The 19,226-nt window shown below is 51.1% G+C and carries 17 protein-coding genes; 4 read left to right on the forward strand and 13 right to left on the reverse strand.

Features of this window, described 5'->3' with window-relative positions:
* Positions 1-7 precede the first annotated feature (7 nt).
* The 5 genes from DSM25558_RS19420 to DSM25558_RS19440 form a co-directional block, all read right to left on the reverse strand.
* The gene (locus DSM25558_RS19420) at positions 8-1,279 is read right to left on the reverse strand and encodes a polysaccharide biosynthesis/export family protein (protein WP_143239303.1); all 1,272 of its coding nucleotides are present in this window, start codon (positions 1,277-1,279) and stop codon (positions 8-10) included.
* Positions 1,280-1,406: 127 nt separating this feature from the next.
* A complete protein-coding gene (locus tag DSM25558_RS19425; protein ID WP_077106338.1) occupies positions 1,407-2,087 on the reverse strand; it encodes a sugar transferase in 681 nt (226 codons plus the stop codon).
* A 745-nt stretch (positions 2,088-2,832) separates the two neighbouring features.
* The gene (locus DSM25558_RS29845) at positions 2,833-3,303 is read right to left on the reverse strand and encodes a metallophosphoesterase (RefSeq protein ID WP_143240172.1); all 471 of its coding nucleotides are present in this window, start codon (positions 3,301-3,303) and stop codon (positions 2,833-2,835) included.
* Between the two features lie 119 nt (positions 3,304-3,422).
* The gene (locus DSM25558_RS19435) at positions 3,423-4,652 is read right to left on the reverse strand and encodes a DNA cytosine methyltransferase (RefSeq protein WP_077106340.1); all 1,230 of its coding nucleotides are present in this window, start codon (positions 4,650-4,652) and stop codon (positions 3,423-3,425) included.
* A gap of 31 nt (positions 4,653-4,683) precedes the next feature.
* The gene (locus DSM25558_RS19440; RefSeq protein WP_077106341.1) at positions 4,684-5,892 is read right to left on the reverse strand and encodes a hypothetical protein; all 1,209 of its coding nucleotides are present in this window, start codon (positions 5,890-5,892) and stop codon (positions 4,684-4,686) included.
* 427 nt (positions 5,893-6,319) lie between these two features.
* Here DSM25558_RS19440 and DSM25558_RS19445 point away from each other — a divergent pair, with 427 nt between their 5' ends.
* Both DSM25558_RS19445 and DSM25558_RS19450 read left to right on the forward strand, forming a co-directional pair.
* Positions 6,320-6,568 carry a hypothetical protein gene (locus DSM25558_RS19445; protein ID WP_077106342.1) on the forward strand — a complete coding sequence of 83 codons (249 nt, stop codon included), beginning with the start codon at positions 6,320-6,322 and terminating at the stop codon, positions 6,566-6,568.
* The gene (locus DSM25558_RS19450; protein ID WP_077106343.1) at positions 6,565-7,434 is read left to right on the forward strand and encodes a DNA cytosine methyltransferase; all 870 of its coding nucleotides are present in this window, start codon (positions 6,565-6,567) and stop codon (positions 7,432-7,434) included. The genes DSM25558_RS19445 and DSM25558_RS19450 overlap by 4 nt, the downstream gene beginning before the upstream one ends.
* A gap of 836 nt (positions 7,435-8,270) precedes the next feature.
* On the opposite strand, the gene DSM25558_RS19455 is transcribed toward DSM25558_RS19450, so the two are convergent.
* The 6 genes from DSM25558_RS19455 to DSM25558_RS19480 all read right to left on the reverse strand — a co-directional run bounded on the left by DSM25558_RS19455 (position 8,271) and on the right by DSM25558_RS19480 (position 15,010).
* Positions 8,271-8,597 (reverse strand): hypothetical protein, encoded by a 327-nt coding sequence (locus tag DSM25558_RS19455; RefSeq protein WP_077106344.1) that lies wholly within the window; start codon positions 8,595-8,597, stop codon positions 8,271-8,273.
* Positions 8,598-8,838: 241 nt separating this feature from the next.
* Positions 8,839-9,387, reverse strand: coding sequence for a hypothetical protein (locus DSM25558_RS19460; protein ID WP_143240169.1), 549 nt, complete (start codon positions 9,385-9,387; stop codon positions 8,839-8,841).
* Between the two features lie 376 nt (positions 9,388-9,763).
* The gene (locus DSM25558_RS19465; RefSeq protein ID WP_077106346.1) at positions 9,764-10,279 is read right to left on the reverse strand and encodes a TIR domain-containing protein; all 516 of its coding nucleotides are present in this window, start codon (positions 10,277-10,279) and stop codon (positions 9,764-9,766) included.
* Positions 10,280-10,331: 52 nt separating this feature from the next.
* The gene (locus tag DSM25558_RS19470) at positions 10,332-11,486 is read right to left on the reverse strand and encodes a TIR domain-containing protein (RefSeq protein ID WP_244554259.1); all 1,155 of its coding nucleotides are present in this window, start codon (positions 11,484-11,486) and stop codon (positions 10,332-10,334) included.
* Positions 11,487-11,709: 223 nt separating this feature from the next.
* Positions 11,710-14,475, reverse strand: coding sequence for a phosphoribosyltransferase-like protein (locus DSM25558_RS19475; RefSeq protein ID WP_159442510.1), 2,766 nt, complete (start codon positions 14,473-14,475; stop codon positions 11,710-11,712).
* Between the two features lie 82 nt (positions 14,476-14,557).
* Positions 14,558-15,010 (reverse strand): hypothetical protein, encoded by a 453-nt coding sequence (locus tag DSM25558_RS19480; protein WP_143240170.1) that lies wholly within the window; start codon positions 15,008-15,010, stop codon positions 14,558-14,560.
* A gap of 435 nt (positions 15,011-15,445) precedes the next feature.
* On the opposite strand from DSM25558_RS19480, the gene DSM25558_RS19485 reads away from it, so the two are divergent.
* Positions 15,446-16,036, forward strand: a complete 591-nt coding sequence (locus DSM25558_RS19485) for a toll/interleukin-1 receptor domain-containing protein (protein WP_077106349.1) — start codon at positions 15,446-15,448, stop codon at positions 16,034-16,036.
* Complete coding sequence (locus DSM25558_RS19490) at positions 16,036-17,913, forward strand: KGGVGR-motif variant AAA ATPase (RefSeq protein WP_077106350.1); 1,878 nt, start codon at positions 16,036-16,038, stop codon at positions 17,911-17,913. Before DSM25558_RS19485 ends, DSM25558_RS19490 begins: the two co-directional genes overlap by 1 nt.
* Before the next feature lie 112 nt (positions 17,914-18,025).
* On the opposite strand, the gene DSM25558_RS19495 is transcribed toward DSM25558_RS19490, so the two are convergent.
* Positions 18,026-18,667, reverse strand: a complete 642-nt coding sequence (locus DSM25558_RS19495; RefSeq protein WP_077106351.1) for an Nmad2 family putative nucleotide modification protein — start codon at positions 18,665-18,667, stop codon at positions 18,026-18,028.
* A gap of 3 nt (positions 18,668-18,670) precedes the next feature.
* Complete coding sequence (locus tag DSM25558_RS19500; protein WP_077106352.1) at positions 18,671-19,162, reverse strand: TIR domain-containing protein; 492 nt, start codon at positions 19,160-19,162, stop codon at positions 18,671-18,673.
* Positions 19,163-19,226 lie beyond the last annotated feature (64 nt).

Here is a 19,226-nt window from a genome sequence, read left to right on the forward strand (position 1 = left end):
GTGGGCCTCACTGCATCAGAACGTCTGATGACACCTTTATCACATCACCAGGCTGAATGGATGTGGTTTCGTCAGCCTTGATTTCCTTCGATGTACCGTCCTGTTCGCGAACGATAACGTAGGTGATGGTCGCCGACTTGCCCGAAGGATCAAAGCGAATGGCCTCGGCTGATTGCGCCAGTGCTTCGGAAATCAATTCGCGGCTGGTGCCGAGTTGCAGGTTCAGCTTCTGCAGTTCAGCTTCTGTATCCTGCAATTCCTTGGAGCGCTGAGCGACCCAATCATTGCGCAGGTTGATCTCGTCCTGCATTGCCTTGTTGATATCCTGCTTGGCGCGCAACGAAGACGTATCGATATCGAGAAGCGTGGACTCCACTTCGGCGGCACGCTCTTCGGCAGAAATCCGCCGCTGGGCAAGGGCAAGACCCTGCTCATTCAGCCGGTTTACCTTTTCCTTGTCCTCATTGGCCAGTTGCAGCTGACGATTCTGGGTTTCCGACTTCTTTTGCAGGGATTCGACTTCCGTTTCCAGAAGCTGCCTGAGATCGGTCAGGGCCTTCAACTGAAGCGTATAGCGTTCGCTACGCGACTTCATGAGAGCATTTTCGCTCTCCAAGAGAGCATCGATATTCAGGATTTTTTCAAGGGCGGGCGTCTTGGCTATTTCCGTGTCGCCCCTCACCTCTGCCTGAAGCCGAGCCTGCCGTGCCAGAAGACGACCGCGCTGGTCGTCATAGACGGCAGCATCGCCACGGGCATTGATAAAGTCGCGTGCAAAGCGCTGGCCAGCATCGGAACGGCGCAGACCGCCGGAAAGGCTGACAGCCTTCAATACGGTCAGATTGGGGGCATAGGGATATTCGCCGGGGGTCTGAACATCACCGGTCAGGAACACCGGGCGGAATTGAGAGATTTCGACGGAGGCAGACGGCAGGTTGCGCAACGCAAACTTGCTTTGCAGTTGCGCACCGATCTCTTCACCCACTTGGCCTGTGGTTTTACCGGCAACGTCCAATTGGCCGATGAATGGCAGGGACAGCGAACCGGATGCGCCAACGGAATAATCTCCGTTGATCACTTCCCAATTGCGGATAGTGCCATCGGCAGGCTGCCATTCGGCAACGCGAATGCGCAGCTTGTCAGCGGTGCCGAGAAGATATTGCTTGTCCTGCGCAAATGCCTGGAGAGGAGCAATGAAAACCAGCGACGCTGTAACAGCAAGCGCAAAGAATTTGCGGGACGCAACGTTTTTAGAAAAGCCGGTGGCGATGCCAACCATCTTGAACTCCATATTTACGATCGCAAGACCGCGACCGGATTACGACCAGCTTATAAGGGCCGGTCGCAAATGCCACATAGGGTGGCGGCAATATCTTTTGTGCAAAACGACGAACGATGAAATTTGTTCAGTAGCTGCCACGAGACATGCAAACTGCGGGAATGGTTTTAACGATAATCGAAACGTCCTGCATCATCGACCAGTTGCGCACATATTGCGTATCGAAGTCGACGCGCTCCTTGTAGGAAACGTCGTTACGACCGCTGATCTGCCACAAGCCAGTCAGGCCTGGACGCGTGCTGAGATAATAGGAAGCAGCGCCTTCGTAGTAGTTGAGCTCTTCGTCAACTACGGGACGTGGACCGACAACACTCATTTCGCCACGAAGGATATTAACGAGCTGCGGCAGTTCATCCAGGCTGAGCTTACGCAGAACGTTGCCGATCGCTGTGACGCGTGGGTCGTTCTTGAGTTTACGCGTAGCTTTCCATTCCTCGGCAGCTTCAGGGTTTGCTGCAAGGTACTGACGCAGAACTTCATCACCGTTCATCACCATGGTGCGGAACTTCAGGCAATGGAACATACGTCCATTATGGCCGACGCGGCGGTGCCCATAAAATGCGGGACCACGGTCAGAGAATTTTACCATAGCCATGATCATCAAAAAGATCGGGCTAAGGATGAGGAGTGCTAGCAGGGCTGACGAAACGTCAAAGCTGCGTTTAGCGATTCCTCCGATTGGAAAGCTCAGGTCGGTATCGTCTGAGCTACTAAGCGGCGAAACAGCCGATCGTGTCGCGGACTTCATAGAGGAAACTCCATTTATGTTTTGCGATGGTCGGTACCCGTTGGGCGCATCAATGAGACTAGATGAGACAGCAAGGCTGTGACCAGAATTTGATGGTTTTGAATTTTTTGTGAGGCAGGGTGCCTTAGTCTCGGCCCATGACGGCCTCAGAAATACTCACAAAAGAACTGTTCACAATATTAACCGAACAAAAAACAACAACGACCCCACCTCTACGGTGCTTCACGTTCGGAAAGCTTGTGTTTACTCGTGTATTAAGAGGGGCGTTACCTTGCATATAGTCTTATGGCGTTCTGCGTTGCGACGTGATTCCAAGTCCGCTTTGTCAAACAACGAAGCTTAAAAGGCCAAAAAATCTATTGTGCAGCGCAATAAAATTGCGGCGTCGCACACTCAAAAAGACAGGCAATGTCTGTATTTTTATGAAGAAAAATTAATCTTGTCTTCGAAATAATGGATTTACATTACAGAACTGGACGCAATCGTGACGCAAATGCGGCAAAATAATGGCGCATTGAATTTGCATAGCTCTTAATAATGCACGGCGAGTTCTCATATTAGCGACGCTCTGGAGAATCTCCCGTTTGGCACCCTTCCACCGCACCTTCGCCCCCTTAAGTCCTTCCAAACTAAACAAAGCTTATATTTTGCGGGACGCAAGTGGAACTTGCCGCCACCCGCAATCTCAGCAAGAAAATCGACCTCCAAATGTCCGTATCGATGACACCGGGCACCTCATGCGTCACTAAAATGTCTGCCTTTGGCCTTGCGAGGACATTTGGATCTTCAGGAAAAACGGTAGATCGATGAAGCAAAGGCAGGCTGCCACGCAACGCATCCCGTGCGTGAAGCGCCATGGATCCTCTGCGGATGAAGAAGTCTGGAACTCCTGCCCCATTTTTCGGATCCCACACGTCCGCATGGAACACTCCTCAAGACCAGCAATTCTGACGCCGTTGTCGACGACCCATCCGCTAAGGTTTCTGTTGGCAACGCCGCTTTGAAAAAAAATCGATTGTTCGCGATCCGTGTCATGATTGCCGTGTATCCAGTGAACGTCTAACACAGCGTCAATGATCGGTTGGATTTCCTCGTCCAACTGGCGCTCTAAATCGAGATCACCTAGAAATATAGAGATCGCTGGAACGCTGTGACGATTGCTTTTCCTAATAGCGGGGAAGTCATCGTGGGAGTCGCCACAAAAACCTATTTGGATTCAAAATCCGCATAAAAGGATGACGAGGTTCGCTGGATCCACGGTCTTATTGCAATGGCCTTGCCAAGACAGCTGGACGAGCACAGCAAACGATTTATAGGTCTGCCAGTGCCAACCGGCTACTCAGCAGCCACGAGTGTGCGCTGGCGAGCCCCTCGTCCTTTTCCGGTGCCGGGGTGAGCCTCGTGATCGCCGAGCAGATCTAGATACTGCGCAGGTACCGGAGTGACGACCGATGGCGGAGGAGAAGACGTCGCTGCCTTCACGCCAAGCTGGTAGCCACGATTGGGCCGTGTACGTCCAAGCAGCTGCACCGAAATTTCAGTCGCCAGGACCTCGGCCAAAAGGCTTGGCACAGCGTTTCCCAGCTGGCGTTGGGCGTCTGTCAACGTGCCGACGGTTTCAAAGTCGTCTGGAAATGTTTGGAGCCGAGCCATCTCACGCATTGTAAGACGACGATTATCCCAATGAAAGGGTCCGGTGGCAGGACCTGGCTGCGCCTGAATTGTCCAAGACGGTTCAGTCTTTGCCAACTTTAACATGAACGACCAGAAACGCGTTCGCCAGCCGAAAAGCGGCAGGCCCTCCCCGCGCTCTGTATGCCAAAGGTAATTCTGGCCTTCTGGAATGCTGGCGAGAAGATTTGCCCATTTACCTTTTAACTCAACTGACGGGTCGATTGACGCTGGTAGGTCGTGAAGTGCGTCCCAAGCGGTCAGGTAGGTTCGCAGTCCTTTAGCCAACAACTCGTCCCGACTGGCGTGGGTGGATGCTGGAAATGAGAACTCGTCGCCGTCACGTGAACCAATGACAATTGTGCGCTTGCGTAGCTGCGGTACTCCATAGTCGGCGGCGTTCACGACCGCGATATTGGCGCGATAATTTGTCCCCTCTTTCTCGTTGATCAAGGACAGCCGAGCTTGAATCAGCTGGAGGCCCTCGTCCTTGCCTTTAAAGCCGATACCTTCCACATTTTCTAATAAGAACGCTCGGGGCTTCGCCTCAGCGAGAACCCTCAAATATCCGTCGAGGGTTGCAGCGCGAGGATCGTTAAGGCGCTTAGCCTCACCCGTTGCCCAAAATCCCGATTTTGAGAAAGGCTGACACGGAGGGCCACCGATCAAAACGTCGACTTCAGTAGCCTTCAATTTGCCGGCCTTCAGGATCTCTGCCGTCGAAACGTTTGCAATATCACCCTGTATGACTGTCCAGTCTCTGTTGTGACGCAGGGTAGCGCAGCACTTTGCATCCATTTCCAAAGCCACGGCTGTTCGGAAACCAGCGGCTTCGAATCCGAAATCCAGTCCGCCTGCCCCGGTAAACAAACTGATCACCGACGGTTTGCTCATCCTTAAACCTTCATCTGAGAGGAGCTACCGGTCAGACCGCAACTCCTTTTGCCGCATAGGCCCTAGCAAAAACGTTAGCGGCTTGCGAGGACCATGTGTCGTTGACGCGGACATTATAATTGATTCTACCGTAGCATGAACTGTGAGCAGGAAGATCCGCCGACGGAATATATTTGAAGTCCCAGCTGCCCGAGATCGAATGGAGACATGCAGCGACAATATCAAAATCCGAAGGCTGGTAATACCTCGAACAAGGATCGCCCTTCGAGGCACGAGTTCTCTGGAAGTCGACTTTCGGATTACCAAACCTATCAGTTTGCCTCCCCACATTTTTGCACTCAAGCGTAAGCGGTGGACCATTTTGGTACCGGATCAAAATGTCAGGGCCGCCTTCTTCGTCAAGTCGTTCGCAATGGGTTACGCCGGTCGTGTCGGTGAGTGTGGCCCGCAGGTGCTCCTCTGCGACCCACCCGCGCACTGCCATTTTAAGGCGACTTGCACCCGAGATGAGATCCATGATCTCGTCGGGTGACAATTCAAATTGCTTCGCCAGCGGATGGATATCTTTTTCCACGGCTGCACTGATCAGCATTGGCGGATGCGACGTGGGTAGCTGAGACATGTATCTCTCGCCAAGCAACAGACGGTCGCCGGGATCCAATCCTCGCCCGGCACGCTCGAACCGGACCAGATCCAGGAAATGAGCTTTGTCAGCCCCCGCAAGTGTCTCAAAAAGCGGGCCGTTGGCGCTGACACTTCGCTTGGTGCGTTGCCAGACATGCCAGCCCTTGGATTTGATCTCTTCAGCGTGCTCGTCTTTAAATTCCATCCTTATAAAAAATTTTGTCGGGCTGTGAAGGACCGGGTCGGCGGCAACGCAAAAACCATCTGTGGGGTCTATACCCACCAACATAGTGGTGAACATGCCAAAGGGGTCCTGCCAAAGATCGTGCAGGTTCTCTCCGCCATACGAGGCTTTGCCTCCATATTTAAGCTGAAAGCTGCGCTCGTCCGATGGTCGATTTTTTGTCGGAGTTCTTGTCGCAAGAAAAGCGTAAGCGACGATCCCAATTCGCTCGGCCGTGGGCGTCTCGAACGTTACCACGAACGGTGCCATGTCCGGCTGTGAAGCGTGAAGGATCTTGCATCCCGCGGCCTTGAGCGAATCCAGGATGAAGTCAACCAGCGGGCGGCGGGCCCATTCGTTGACCTTGTACGTTCTCAGACCTGGTATGATCATCTGACTGTTCACCAAGGAAATTAAAAATTATTCCTGGGCGATTCCTATAACCGACGCAAGTTTCCTTGCCGGGATATAGGTCGAACTCTGCTGTTTAAGGACTGAACATTGCAGGTTACTTGTGAGCACCGACAGAGAGATCGGCAGCAATGACGCCTCGACGCAACTCCAGGTCAAAACACGAGCTTCCGAAAATTAAAAAATCGGACATTTCTCGCTTGCCATAACTCCGGTTTTGAACTGACAATTCTATTAAGTTAACCGGCTCCCCCAATATGCAATTCTTAGCTCGTACCACCACCGCATGCGGTGAACGCTTTGCCGACGGCATTGTGCTGCCGCTTACAAACCAAGCCTCACTAGAAGACCGCTCCCTGCGCTTCAACCGGGGATCGGGCGCAGTAGCCCTCCACATGAGGGTTGGCTCATGACCGCTTATCACAACGAAAGTAGCCACTACCACGCGCAGTGGCTTCGAAGCTTGATCTCCGCAAACCTAATCGCACCCGGCGATGTCGATGAAAGATCGATTGCCGACGTCTATTCCGACGACCTCAAACCATCTAGCCATTTCTTTGCTGGAATCGGCGGGTGGTCCCGCACACTTGGCCTCGCCAGATTGGTTGATGTCGAGATCGCCTCTCAATGTCTCAATGAGACGCGGTCTGCTTCATGACCGCGTATTACAACGAAAACAATCCGTTTGCCGCACAGTGGCTACGCAACCTCATAGCAAAAAAACTGATCGCGCCAGGCGATGTAGATGAAAGGAGCATTGTCGATGTTCAACCGGACGACCTCAAAAACTATGGCCAATGCCACTTCTTTGCCGGTATTGGGGGATGGAGCCTCGCAGCCCGCCTCGCCGGATGGGACGACGAGCGTCCTTTGTGGACTGGCAGCTGTCCATGCCAACCGTTCTCCGTCTCAGGCAAACGAGAAGGTTTTAACGACCCGAGACACCTCTGGCCAGAATTCAAACGGCTCATGGCGGAGCGACAGCCTTCAGTCATCTTTGGAGAGCAATCTGCGGCTGCAGCTGGTTGGCTCGCCCTCGTGCGAAGTGATCTGGAAACCATGGGTTACGCCATGGGGGCAGTCCCGATGGAAGCCGCGAGCGCGGGTGCGGAGCACTTCCGAGATCGCTATTGGTTTGTGGCCGACTACGACAACTCCGAGTGGCGGACAGACGATACCAGCGGGAACGTCTCTGTCGGGGAGGACGCCAGATGGCAAGAAGAGACAGGTCACACTTCAGAACGTCGTCCTGTCTTTATGGAGCACGCTTCGCGCTTCGGATGGGGAGAGGGGTGGACCGAACATGAGTTTCGGAGCCGCGGGTTCACCGCTTCCCTCGCAAGTTTTCGCGGCAAGCAATATTTCGAGTGCTCCGACGGAAAATGGCGGGCGCTCCCTTCACCCAGAGTTCGCTGGCTGGGAAATGGGATACCCGGCAGAGTGGATAAGCTGCGCGGACTCGGAAATGCCATCGACCCGCGCCCGGCGGCAGAGATGATCAGAGCGTACATGTTCGCGGCCTAAGAATTTTGAGGTGAGCCCACTGGCTACGTGGAAACGAGATTCAAAAAACGAACCAAAGTTGCCTACGTCCGAAGCGCGAAGCGAAGCCGCAGCAAGGGTCTGCGGCAAGGTAATCAGAAGGTCGATGGTCGCCCTCAATGTCTGGACGTAGCGGTATCGATGGACGAGGCGTCGCCTTCCACTTAATGTCTCTCCGCATTTAAGGTCGGCCAGCGGTCTATTTCTATAGGGTAGGCCGAAACATCACGAACGGATCAATATCGCGGTGCAGGAGCTAGATGGCCGCTTCTTGGCAGACATTCCGCACGGGCTCCAAGACGGTCGCGCTTAGCACACAACGCGACCCTCAAGGTCGGCCAGGCGATCGCAATACAAAAAGTAGCAAGGGACCACGTCCTAGTCCTCTGATCTAGAAAGCGTACCGTAGGGCGCAGTAAGGTTACGGGGGAAATTTGACTGTCGACCAAGCGCTGTCAAAACTGAACGTTGTTCGACGCAGCAGGTCGACGCTAGACCAAAGCACGCCTACAGCATCGTAGCGGCGATTGAAAAGCTACTCGCGTCCAAGAAAGAACGTCGCAGATGACGCCTCTGTACCACGACGAACCCTTCGGGAAGTTCCGACGGGTGCTCTTGATTTCGATTGGGCACTAGACAGCACAGACGGCTGAATTCCTCCTAGATCACTACGCGGCAGAGTTGCCGGAATTAGGTGGTCATTTTGGCGATGTAGGTTATTGGCTATGGATAGACGAAAGCCGAAACGGTATTAGCCCAAATCTCCCAGTCTATCGACGCAAAGCGTCCTGTCTCTCCCTGCATTTTTTTACCGATGCTTACGCCTTCTCACGATCGGCCGCCTTTTCAGGATCAATAGCCGAAACGCAGATTAGACGGTAACGCACTTGAGCAAATCGTTCACGGTCTCCTGTAGTACGAGTTGGTGTCATCCATTCGCTAGCATAGCCTGGCTCCGATCCGACTTGCGTCTTCATAACTTCGTCGACATGTGACATCGGCGTATCGCCCCAAATGTCTCGATCTTGTTCGTCGAAGAGTACGAAGTCGCCCTCGTCCATCAGGTACGTGTGGTTGATTTGAAATGCGAAGCATTTTGAATAGCCTTCGTCGATCAGCTCAGCGAGGCATGCGGAGGATGTCAAAATTTTGGCCTTTCAACAGTAAAAAAGTCCTTACTAAAAGGGTGCCTCGATAGTTTCGTCGGCGCAATAAGTCTGCGCACGAATATCAAAATCGTCGGCGCAGTTTTTTGCCATGAACCACCAGCCAACACCGACAGGCAGGACAAATGACGTTACGTGCTCATACGAGATAAAGGCTCGCGAACAGGGTTTTGCGGGGGGATTACCTTCCGACTGGATCGTTGCGGACACTTAGACATCCTTAGACCCAAGACCCTCGATATTTCAGACTGTCATGTTCTAATATGTGGCACCTAAAATTATCAGCGAAGCAGATGCCGTTGAGCTCCGTTATGCCGAGGAGGCCGATGCCGTTAGCGTTAGTCTCCAACTGAAATGACCTGGATTCTAAGAGACGGAACGTTTCTTCGGCCTCAACTCTACTCTCAGCCTTGATGTACACCGTCGCTCCAACGAGCGCCATTCCGGTAATCAGCCGGTATTTTGATGCCCCCGTTGAACAGTTGGATGATTTTAGAAAACTGCCCAGAGGGCCGTCGTCACTGAGGCGCTTGTCGTCTAATAATCCCCAAAAGTTGAACGTAGTTGCAAATGTCAAGGTCGCGAGCGTGGGATCCTTGAAGTCACGGTCAGTGAATAGGTCGTTCTCAGGAACCGTCAATGCAGTTTGTTTTGCGTGATTGGCCATCTGCGCGGCCTCGGCCTTCGATTGAGCCACGAAGAAGACCTTGGAAGAGATAAAGATATCTGAAGAATACATCTGCATATAAGCAGTCTCGATTTCACTCACAAAATTGTCGTCGCGAATTGTCGCCGGTGCAAGCGTAAGAATTTGTCGCTGGCTCAGACAGTCTCGCAAGCCAAGTATTGCGCTAAACGACACAGGGCATTACCGGCCCTAATTATTCTCTCCGTCCCTAGTGACGAGATGTTCTGGCTTCTGATGGCTTCAAAGTTCCTGGATTCCCAAAATGCTGAAACCTGAGTACACGTCCACCAAGCAGTACGCTGCTTCGGAAGACATAGACCCGTAGAATTGTTTACGACATGCCTTCTGCCTAATCGCCACGCGGAAAAGGTTGCCGGATAGAACATTGAGGCGGTCTTTTATGCTAACATTTCGCATACAATGAGACCGCTTCAAAGCAGAGCGCTTTCGCTCCCCTTCAAACGTTCCTCGTCATTCTCTCTCTCGCATTAGAAATTGACCATTTAGGCTTGGCTAACGCTTCTTCGATTTTGGCGTTGAGCATCCCGGGATTTGAGACAAGCTGAGACCACAAGACCCATGTGGCATATCCGGCGTCAATATTATCCTGTAGCCGCGCGGGCTTCCAGGTTCCTGTGCCCTCCCACGAAATGCTTGGCAACCCGATACCAATAAGGCCCATCTCCTGGGCAAGGGACGCCTGAATTTCCCAGTCAACGTAGCGCCGTCTCGGCGTGTCCAATCCACAAAGTACAATTGTGCATGAACTGCCGTGAAGGTAATGGTCGCGGATGCGCCTCATTATATAATCGAAACTGGCACTATCTATCGCTCGTTCAAGCGAGTTGTCGGTTATTGTCTCCAAACCGTCGTGGAAGTGCGCTGAGAAGCTATTATAGGCAGCCTGGTCATTCTTGTGATGATAGCTTACGAAAACTTTTCGACGTTTAGGCGGCTGGACGTACCAAACCATAGCAGCTTCTCCAATCGCGCGACATTAGGTTGGAGACTCGCCAGTAGCCGACTCAACCACGACCCTTCACGAACCGACGAGTCGCATCCGTTTTGACAACTCGGTAGGACACGTAGTCGTGATTTAATATCTTGTAGTCTACGATCAGCTTCCGAGCCAAAAGAAAGCTCAGAGCAGGGTTCATCCGCCTGCAATCCCAGCCGTATTGCTTCGCGACCTTACTAGCTTCGTAAGGCATTTTAGGATCATTGATTAAGTCAGCGGCAATCCTCAAAGCATCGTCTTCTGGCGACCAATCTTTAAAATACTTGTCGAACTCAGCAAACAACTCTGCTTTCGGCAATACGCTGCCAAAGCTCTCCACCACGACGTCACGCAACTCATGAATCGCGTCCTCGACATCTTCCTGTGAGGCATCAACTGCCTCAGTAAGTTCCTTAATGGTCTTTTGAGGGTCAGCGAACATCGCTGTACGGGTCGATTCCACGAATACTTTTGCAACTGCTGTCGCAATTTTGGAGAAACGTGTAGAGTGAAACGAGGACACGCTTGGCGGGGATCCGAGTTGCGGCTTGTGCGATACCCCGTAGATAGCATTCACCAGATCGCGAATGTCACCATCCAACGTAGAGAGAGATATTTCTGGGGCGTGCTTTCCCGTCAGCAATGGCGGAAGTTGCTCTACTGACACAAGGTGTCGAATTGGTATGAATTGGGCATTTCCATTGATTTGGCGAATTAGGCCAGCATCTATTTCTTCTTGAACCCAAGGTCTGTGCAACGAGCCCGGCGAGATAAGCACGACAAAATGCGTGCAGTTACCCAGCCCGTCATCAATCTTGCGCCGAAGACTATCACCGGGTCCAATTTCCCATTCCGCCCACCATGTATCGATGCCTTTGGCCATCAAACCTGTGGCAATCCTTTCTGCCAGCTCGCGGTCTTCAAAAGAATAGCTGAGAAAAGCTTTGGGAGTGCCAGAAACTCGAGACACAAACTGCGTTACGCCCTGTTCATTTTCTGACATATTTTCTCTAACAATCTCAAGGAGTTCGGAACTGCCCTCAACGTTAACTCTAATGTCTTCAAGGCTGTCACCTAGAACTAAAACAGTTGGAAATTCGCCGCTAACTGGATGCCGTATTGCCGAAAACCGCTCCCACAGCTGGTCTTTAACGCTTCCGACTACGGTATTCTCGATATCCACGGTTAAGTCCTTAGAGTTACTACGTTTTCCATCATACGCGATTACGGTTCGAACGATCCAATAACCAAGGCACCTACTCAACGAAACACAGCGTTCTTCTGCGGATCGACCCGCCCTACAAAGACTGCGGTTGCCAGTAATTATCAGTTTCGAAGAATGACCCGGACCAAAGAATGCTAGCACTGAAAACACTGGTAAACCGCGAGGTCGATCTACCCCAACGTTATCCGAGCAAAAGCTTGGACACCCTACCATGGCGGATCGCCAACGGAATCCAAGGACGCCCATCCACCATCCCAGGCATCCAAAACGCTGTCACTGTGGAGGTGGGCACACTATTTTGGAAGACTGTGAGCCCACCGATGCCACCAAAGCCAAAAGCATGTTCCCTGCAGGTCTCTTGGTCTCTAGAGTCGAGTTTATCGAAGTTCTTTTCCCACCTGTCATGGGCGATGAGCTGCTCTCCGACTTTTGTCAGATATGCGCGAAGTTTATTGGACCAACTAGGAGTTTCGGTAATCTCTGACACGTAGGAGACACCCTTAAAGCCCTGCAAATCCAAAATGTCAGCCGTCTGATGAAGCGTCTTCGCTGCATTACTGTGACCGAATGCGACCACGATGCGGAAATTGGTAGTCGCGAAAACTGAAAAGTCCTCGTCTTTCAATTCGGTGTGAAGACCAGCCTCGCTTTGCATCTTTTCTGGCCATAGCTTTCGATTCGAGCTGTGAAATGCGTGAAGCTGAGCTGCAGCTTGCGTTCCCGAAACGCTGTTGTCATCAACGAACACAATCGTCCGTTCGCCCAAAACTTTTAAAGCGTCCTGCAGCGAGTTGGCAAATTCGATATTGTCGCTCGTTTTGAGATGTTGTCTCAGCGGTGAAATTAACGGCGCACCGCTCGAAAGTGATAGCGGCACGACGAGCAGCTTTTCACCTGTTTCCGACAACGATTTCAACTTGGGAGCGAGCAGCTCCACGACATGGTTGCGGTCAACAAAATTCCCGCGTTTCATGGCGGCAATCAGATCAGAACGCAGTCCAGGCGGGAATTGATCGACAAAGGCACGTATAGTTTTACGGTCAACTGACCAGCCTTTCTCTCCGGCAAACTTCTCGATCTTTGGAAAGGCATCCTCTACCTCGTCCAAATCTGTCTTCAACGCCAAACTTGGGAATTCATCAAAGTAGCTGGCACGTGCGAGGTCTTCCATGATCACACCCAGCGCAAACCGATCAAGACCTGTTCGACGATGAACACCGTCCATGTCCAAAACGGTAAGTCTGCGAACCAGGAACTCAAGCTTCTCGAGCTCTGGCTTATCGTCTATGGAAAATTTGGTGGAATCGAACTCAAGAGACAGGCGATATAGAACGGCACGCGTTGCAACAGAAACAATCTCGCGCCAATTTGAGGGCGCCATAACGTATCCGATCTGCCTAAAGTGATCTGACGCGTCGCTCACCCCCCGAACGTTGGTCAGCTGCCCGGACGAGAGGACTTCGCCGTGTTGGAAAACCGGGGCGTCCGAGTTTTTGTGATCAAGACCAGCTATGGTGATCAGCGCAACGTGGGATAATTGCCCTGTCGGAACTTGCTTGTTACCCGCGTTTGACAAAACATCTCGAATCCTGACCGCCTCTTTGATAACGGAATTCTCAAATGTGACACTATCTATTTGGCCGCTGAGGTCGCGCGTAAATTTCTGGCGGAACGGTTCTGCAATTTGGTCGACAAAAGAACGATAGGACGTAATCCTGTCAGGACCCCTGAATACGTCGGGAAATATATCGGCGATCGGCGCTATCGTTGCAACAAGCGCAGTGCCTAACGCGCAAGCCTTCTTGGGCATTTGTCTGTCGCGAAGAGATGAAGCGAGACTTGCGACCTCTGATATCGGTGATCCAACCAGAGAATCCAATACTGCGTCGTCGGTTAAAGCCCAAATATGCAACGCGTCGTTTACAGCTCCAGCGTTCAACCTCAACGCACGGGCAAAGATTGCTTCGGCAGTACGCGTGAATGAATGCAGGTATACACGCTGGTATAGCATGGACCTAGCACGTATGATCTCGTCATAAGTGTCCCAGCCAGATGCATTTAAAGCAAATATAAAGGTGTCGTTCCCACCGAAACGAAGCTCTTTAGCTTTTTCAGGCTTAATACCTAGAAGTGCACTACCAAGAAATACTCGAGACACATCAACACCGACGGGAATCCCGCAAGCCGCGGCATCACGATTGACGTAATCGATTTTGTCAGCATCGACTGAAGAAGATGATATAAGACCTTGGATGTTTCCACACTTATCGTGCATCCTTCGACCTGCGATCATGCAGACTATTCGCGCCAAGGCCATGTTATCGTGGTTTGAGCCATGACAGACGTATTTAGAATAAAAGCGCTCGAAGCGGGGAGACAGAATTACCGCGATCGAGATAGCCTCAGATAGCGAAACTTTGGCCTTTAGCGCATCGTTGATCCTATCGACGAATTCTTCGAATTCCAGACCACCGAAAACGAAATGGCTTGGGGCAGATGCAATGGCTGTTTCTGCGGCATGTGAAAACGGCAAATGTCCGATGTCGTGAAGCAATGCAGCGTGCACTAATTCATCTGCTTTCAGGGGCTTCAGATCTTGTAGTTGTTTATAACCATCCAGATAATCGGCTTGCATCTCAATATCACCGGCTCGGCGGTCGATGGCATCGAGAAACTTTGTGATCACGTGAGCCATTCCAACCGAATGCGGAAATCGCGAGTGTTCGGCCGATGGATACGTGAGATACGAAAAGCCTAGCTGCTTAATCCGGCGCAGTCGTTGAAGTATCGGAGAGTCGATTAGGCGCATGGCACTAATATCGAACTCCATCATACCCCAAACAGCGTCTTTCAACGCCTTGTGCTTCGCTCCGGTGCTCGAAACACTAAGAATGCAACCTTCCACATAGGGTTCGGTGAAACCAATCCGATCAAGAACATCGTTCACGATATCCCCAAAGGGACCGTTTTCGTGATATAGCTCTCTCTCGAGGCGAACCGCTCCGGAAACGCTTGATTGATCCTGCATCCTAGAAGCTTACTCGGCTCTCTCTATCGAACAGCTCAAAAGCTTCGTTCACAAGAACTGACTGTTCATCGGTGAGCTTCTTTAACTCAAATTCTGCCGTAGCTTGCGGAATAGCAAAATCAACAATCTCATAACTTGGATTTGAAACCCGAGTTAGATAGCCCTGCGCGGATCTGAGTTGGAATTCCCAATTTTCGATGCTTCCTAAGGGTGACGGACGCAAACTGCTCGCAACTCGAACCCAAGGAACGACTTGCTTCCACGGGATCTTTCTATCTTTAAAATCCTCAATCGCGCGGTCTAGCAAATCTACGACTGAGGTCAGACCTCTGCGAGTGCTAGGATCTTGAGGAGAAAGACTCTTCCACCCCTGCTCCACCAACTTGGCCACAAATGCTTCCACAAAACGTTCAGTGGAAACGGCGGCTGAAGGATCCAATTCCAATGTTTTCATCTTAGCCTCGGCAAGCGATTCTCGTACATCCATCCTGTATATTCTTCCATAAATGTTAATAGCAAAACCACTCGACAGACGTATCAACAACTGAATAAGAGAACAAAGATAGAACTCACCACTAATTTTGTCAATTTAAGGTGGCGCTGCGCCAAACACAACACACCTAATTATGCCCATTAGCGCTCGTCCGATCCGAAACCATCAATTGAGACACCACTCGCATTGCTCTCTGGCTCCGATATGAGGCGAATACGCAGTCTTCAGACCTGCTCTCTGATACAGCACTCGGCTTCAAACGTAGCTTTCAACGATTACCAAACATCCAAGATAACTTCTTACGTTGATAACTCGTCCCATACCTAAAGGCCTGTTGCGTGCGCCTCGGTGAAACATCTAACGTATCCCGTGTAGTTGAAAGAAAGGGTGCTATAGGTGTCGTATCAGTGGGATGTATTTCTTAGCTATCCGCGCTCGCAGCAGGTGCTGCCTTGGATTGAAAAACATTTCCTCCCTTTGTTGCAGGGGCAGCTTGAGAATTTATTAGACTACGAACCCAAAATTTTCGTGGATTTTGCCCAAGCTACGGGTGTCCGTTGGCCAAACAACATCAGGGACGCGCTTTTGCGCAGTCGCGTAATGGTGGCGATTTGGACACCTCCCTATTTCCGCTCTGACTGGTGTATGGCCGAGTGGGAATCAATGCTGGAACGAGAAAAATATTTATACGATTCAGGTGTGATCCAGGCGAAAGGTCTAGTTTACCCAGTCGTCTTTTCGGACGGCAAGAATTTTCACCCTCGCGCGAAAGACACCATGCATAAAGACCTCAGTCATCTCAATTACCGGCACGACTGTTTCAGAGATTCTCCAAAGTATCTCGAATTTGACGATGCCATCAGAGCGATAGCCGAGGAACTCGAGGGACATATCTCTGCAGCCCCAAACTGGAATTCTGCATTTCCAATCATTAACCCAGATGATGTGGGGATCATGAATACTTCCATTAAATTGCCGAGGCTTTGATGGCAGGAACGGTCGTTACATTCTACTCCTACAAGGGCGGCGTAGGTCGCTCGTTCGCAATGGTCAACGTCGCCGCATTATTGGGGCGTTGGGGCTTCAGTGTCCTCTGCATCGACTTTGATCTCGAAGCGCCTGGCCTTGAAGATTTCTTCAGACCGTACTGCCCTTCAGAAATGTCATCGATGAAACAGGGTATGGTCGAACTCTTGAGCCATTTTGCAAAGACACGCCAGACCCCCCTTGAGTGGCGAGGGTACGTTGAAAAAATTCATCATCCCAACTTGACCGGCGTAGACTTCATCAAGGCGGGGTTGATGAATGAAAAATACATGGGCCGCGTTCAGAAACTGAACTGGACATCTTTATATAAAAAAGGTTTGGGCGAAGCACTTGAGACAATGTTCGAGGAGCTACGTGACGAGTACGACTTTATCCTCATCGATTCAAGGACTGGAGTGACGGACTTCTCTGGAATTGTAACCGCTCAGTTGCCTGATATATTAGCGTTCCTTTTTACGGCAAACGAACAGAGTCTTAATGGTGCAACGGATGTCGCTAATCGCGCTGTTGCAGTTAGAAACGACATGGCGGTCGACCGATCGCGGCTTATGCTGTTACCGATACCAGCACGATTTGAATCTCAAGTGGAATACCACGTGGCGCAAGAATGGCGTGAGCGATTTGCACGCGAACTAGGGGAATTCTACAAGGCGTGGGCACATAAGGCTGTTCCAGCCGAGAAACTAGTGCAGGCGAGTACAATCCCATATGTTCCATTCTGGAGCTTTGGGGAACGTATTGCGGTTGTAGAAGACAAAAGTGTTGATAACTCAGGGATCAACTACAGTATGGAGAACATCGCCGCTCTCATCGCTCATCGTCTGGGTCAGACTCGCCTGCTGGCCGAGTCGCGTGATGAATACGTCAGCGCCGCTCAACGCCTGAAGCCAAACCAACGGACATCTGTTCTCATCAGCCACGCGCATGAAGATAGTGGTGTAGCAGTGCAGATTGCTCGCCAGCTAGAGAGACAAGGTCTCTCTGTCTCGATGGATGTGCATGACTCCGACTTACGACATGATGAACTCAGAGTGCCGAACGGTGACACAAACTCGTATGTTCATCTTGTGGCCCTCATGAGCCCAAGCTCGGTTCACTCGAATTATTTCAGAGATATTCTCCGCACTTTCTTCCGGGAAGCAGCGTCGGATGAGAGTGATCGCCTCTTCATACCGGTTTTGTTACCTGGCGTACAAGAGACTGATCTCTCCCTCCAAATCCGTCAATATCGCCACGTGCGCTCCACTAATCCAAAAAATACCGCAGATACTATCGCGAGCTGGATACGTCCTCGCAGCTTACCAAAACCAAACAACACTGATCTGATGGTGCGCGTTACGAGTGATGGAAACGTCCCATTGGCAGGCGCACACGTTTGCGCGTTATCCGATAATGGTACGACGATAGAGATAGAAGTCGCAAATGATGGTACTGCTTCCGTTCAGCTTGTACCAGGTAAAGCATACAAGATCCTCGTGGCCCATGAGGGTTACAAATCGAAAGTGTTCGAAGATTTCGAGCCGGGCGTAGCGCTCAACATTCACTGTCAGCGGAAACGAAACGGTGGATCAGTCATAATTCAGTCTAGCGGCTGCATCCCGCATCTCGGTGGGAGACTCAACCCTGTCAAAGACACTTTGGACCGGACCTACCTATATGCGGACAAAATCGCCATCAACGGAGGAGAATCTCAGCCCGTAGCTTTCCAGATTGGTGAATATCTAGATATGGAGGACAGTTTCGGAAGGCGCAGTAGCATCGTTATCACCCTTATTGAGGGAAGAACCGCGCTCATCGAATATGAGAAACTGAATTAGAATTGCCGATCAGCTTTTGCATTTATTTGCCTCAAAGTGAAGCTATCCTTAGAGACATCATCTTCGAGTGCTGCGTCTCAATGGATTGATAGGGATTAAACAGCGTACTCCTTCAGTTCAGAACTTTGTCTGCACTTACCGAATATCGCGCACCACTTTGATGAAACTGGAAAGGATCATCAACGATCTGATTTAGATGTTCTGACTGTGAGCCTGTTAGCCAGTCCAAAAGCTCGCGACATTTATCTTCAAGAAAAACGCGATGTCCTCGAAGATTCTTGTAACCGACTGAATTCAGAACCTGCTCCGGGATTTCTGGCGCAGCTTTCCCGAAATAGAAAAAGTTGTCCGAAATTAGCACCCGGTCGGTCCCAGTGTCCGTTTTGATGTTATCGGCATCCGGTGAACCATCGGTACGACTGTGGTGAGAGTTCGCTTGCTGCCAACTACCGTCGCGCTGGTGATAAATGTTGTCGCCCAGCATCATTTTCCGGCTTCCATTGCGGACCGGTTTTTTGTCCCTGAACCGGGGATCTGACCAATATTCATCAAACTTTAGCGTTTCTGTAACCCGCATCGCGAAAATGCACCTGTTAACAGCTTTCAGCTTGCCCCCACCCATCCCAATAACCCAGTCCCCCTCACTCGCCATTCTTCGTACGACAGGTTTGCAAGTCGCGAGTGTACATACGCCATGGAAAGGATTGGGAGCGAAACCGAAATCGCGGGCGACAACGTAAACATATACAGCCATGAGTTAGCAACGCGATGTGGAGGGTGAGTGAACCGGTTCGCGTGTTGATCCATCCGGCTTTTTAAAATCGATGTTTGCGTTTCCTTCAACAGCATCAATGACAGCGTCGGGATTCCAGGCGACCAAATCGCTTCCATATTTCTCGAAAGCAGGCGGGATATCCGCTTTTGTTCCGCCTCTAGTGAATACACCAATAATGCGTTTTCCTAGCTCATGCGCTTTCTGGATTTCCCAGTTTACCCACCGACGAGCGTGAGTTTCTTTCCCAATTAGAACTATGACCGTAGATGCCCACCGCATCTTGATCCTGAGAAGCCGTTCGATAGCTTTGTCGCTGACTAAACCTTTCGCCAAACGCTCTTTATTGGCCGGTTTCGCCCGAATGGAGCTATTCCGAATTTCGTAGCCCTTTCGGGACAACGAGTCTGTCAGTTTGGTGACATGTTCGTCGTCAGCGTGGTGATGACTAATGAAAACGTGGCGGCGGCCGGCCATTTACTCCTCCATATGCTTGACGACTCAATTACCATAGGTTGAACTGATTTTCGATAGCTTGAGA

The sequence above is a fragment of the Agrobacterium sp. DSM 25558 genome (assembly GCF_900100825.1).
Classification (GTDB): Bacteria; Pseudomonadota; Alphaproteobacteria; order Rhizobiales; family Rhizobiaceae; genus Agrobacterium.

Bases quoted from the DNA above. Each gene is read 5' to 3' on its own strand.
- DSM25558_RS19420 (WP_143239303.1), bottom strand. From the start codon at position 1,279: ATGGTTGGCATCGCCACCGGCTTTTCTAAAAACGTTGCGTCCCGCAAA.
- DSM25558_RS19425 (WP_077106338.1), bottom strand. From the start codon at position 2,087: ATGAAGTCCGCGACACGATCGGCTGTTTCGCCGCTTAGTAGCTCAGAC.
- DSM25558_RS19435 (WP_077106340.1), bottom strand. From the start codon at position 4,652: ATGAGCAAACCGTCGGTGATCAGTTTGTTTACCGGGGCAGGCGGACTG.
- DSM25558_RS19440 (WP_077106341.1), bottom strand. From the start codon at position 5,892: ATGATCATACCAGGTCTGAGAACGTACAAGGTCAACGAATGGGCCCGC.
- DSM25558_RS19445 (WP_077106342.1), top strand. From the start codon at position 6,320: ATGACCGCTTATCACAACGAAAGTAGCCACTACCACGCGCAGTGGCTT.
- DSM25558_RS19450 (WP_077106343.1), top strand. From the start codon at position 6,565: ATGACCGCGTATTACAACGAAAACAATCCGTTTGCCGCACAGTGGCTA.
- DSM25558_RS19465 (WP_077106346.1), bottom strand. From the start codon at position 10,279: ATGGTTTGGTACGTCCAGCCGCCTAAACGTCGAAAAGTTTTCGTAAGC.
- DSM25558_RS19480 (WP_143240170.1), bottom strand. From the start codon at position 15,010: ATGAAAACATTGGAATTGGATCCTTCAGCCGCCGTTTCCACTGAACGT.
- DSM25558_RS19490 (WP_077106350.1), top strand. From the start codon at position 16,036: ATGGCAGGAACGGTCGTTACATTCTACTCCTACAAGGGCGGCGTAGGT.
- DSM25558_RS19495 (WP_077106351.1), bottom strand. From the start codon at position 18,667: ATGGCTGTATATGTTTACGTTGTCGCCCGCGATTTCGGTTTCGCTCCC.
- DSM25558_RS19500 (WP_077106352.1), bottom strand. From the start codon at position 19,162: ATGGCCGGCCGCCGCCACGTTTTCATTAGTCATCACCACGCTGACGAC.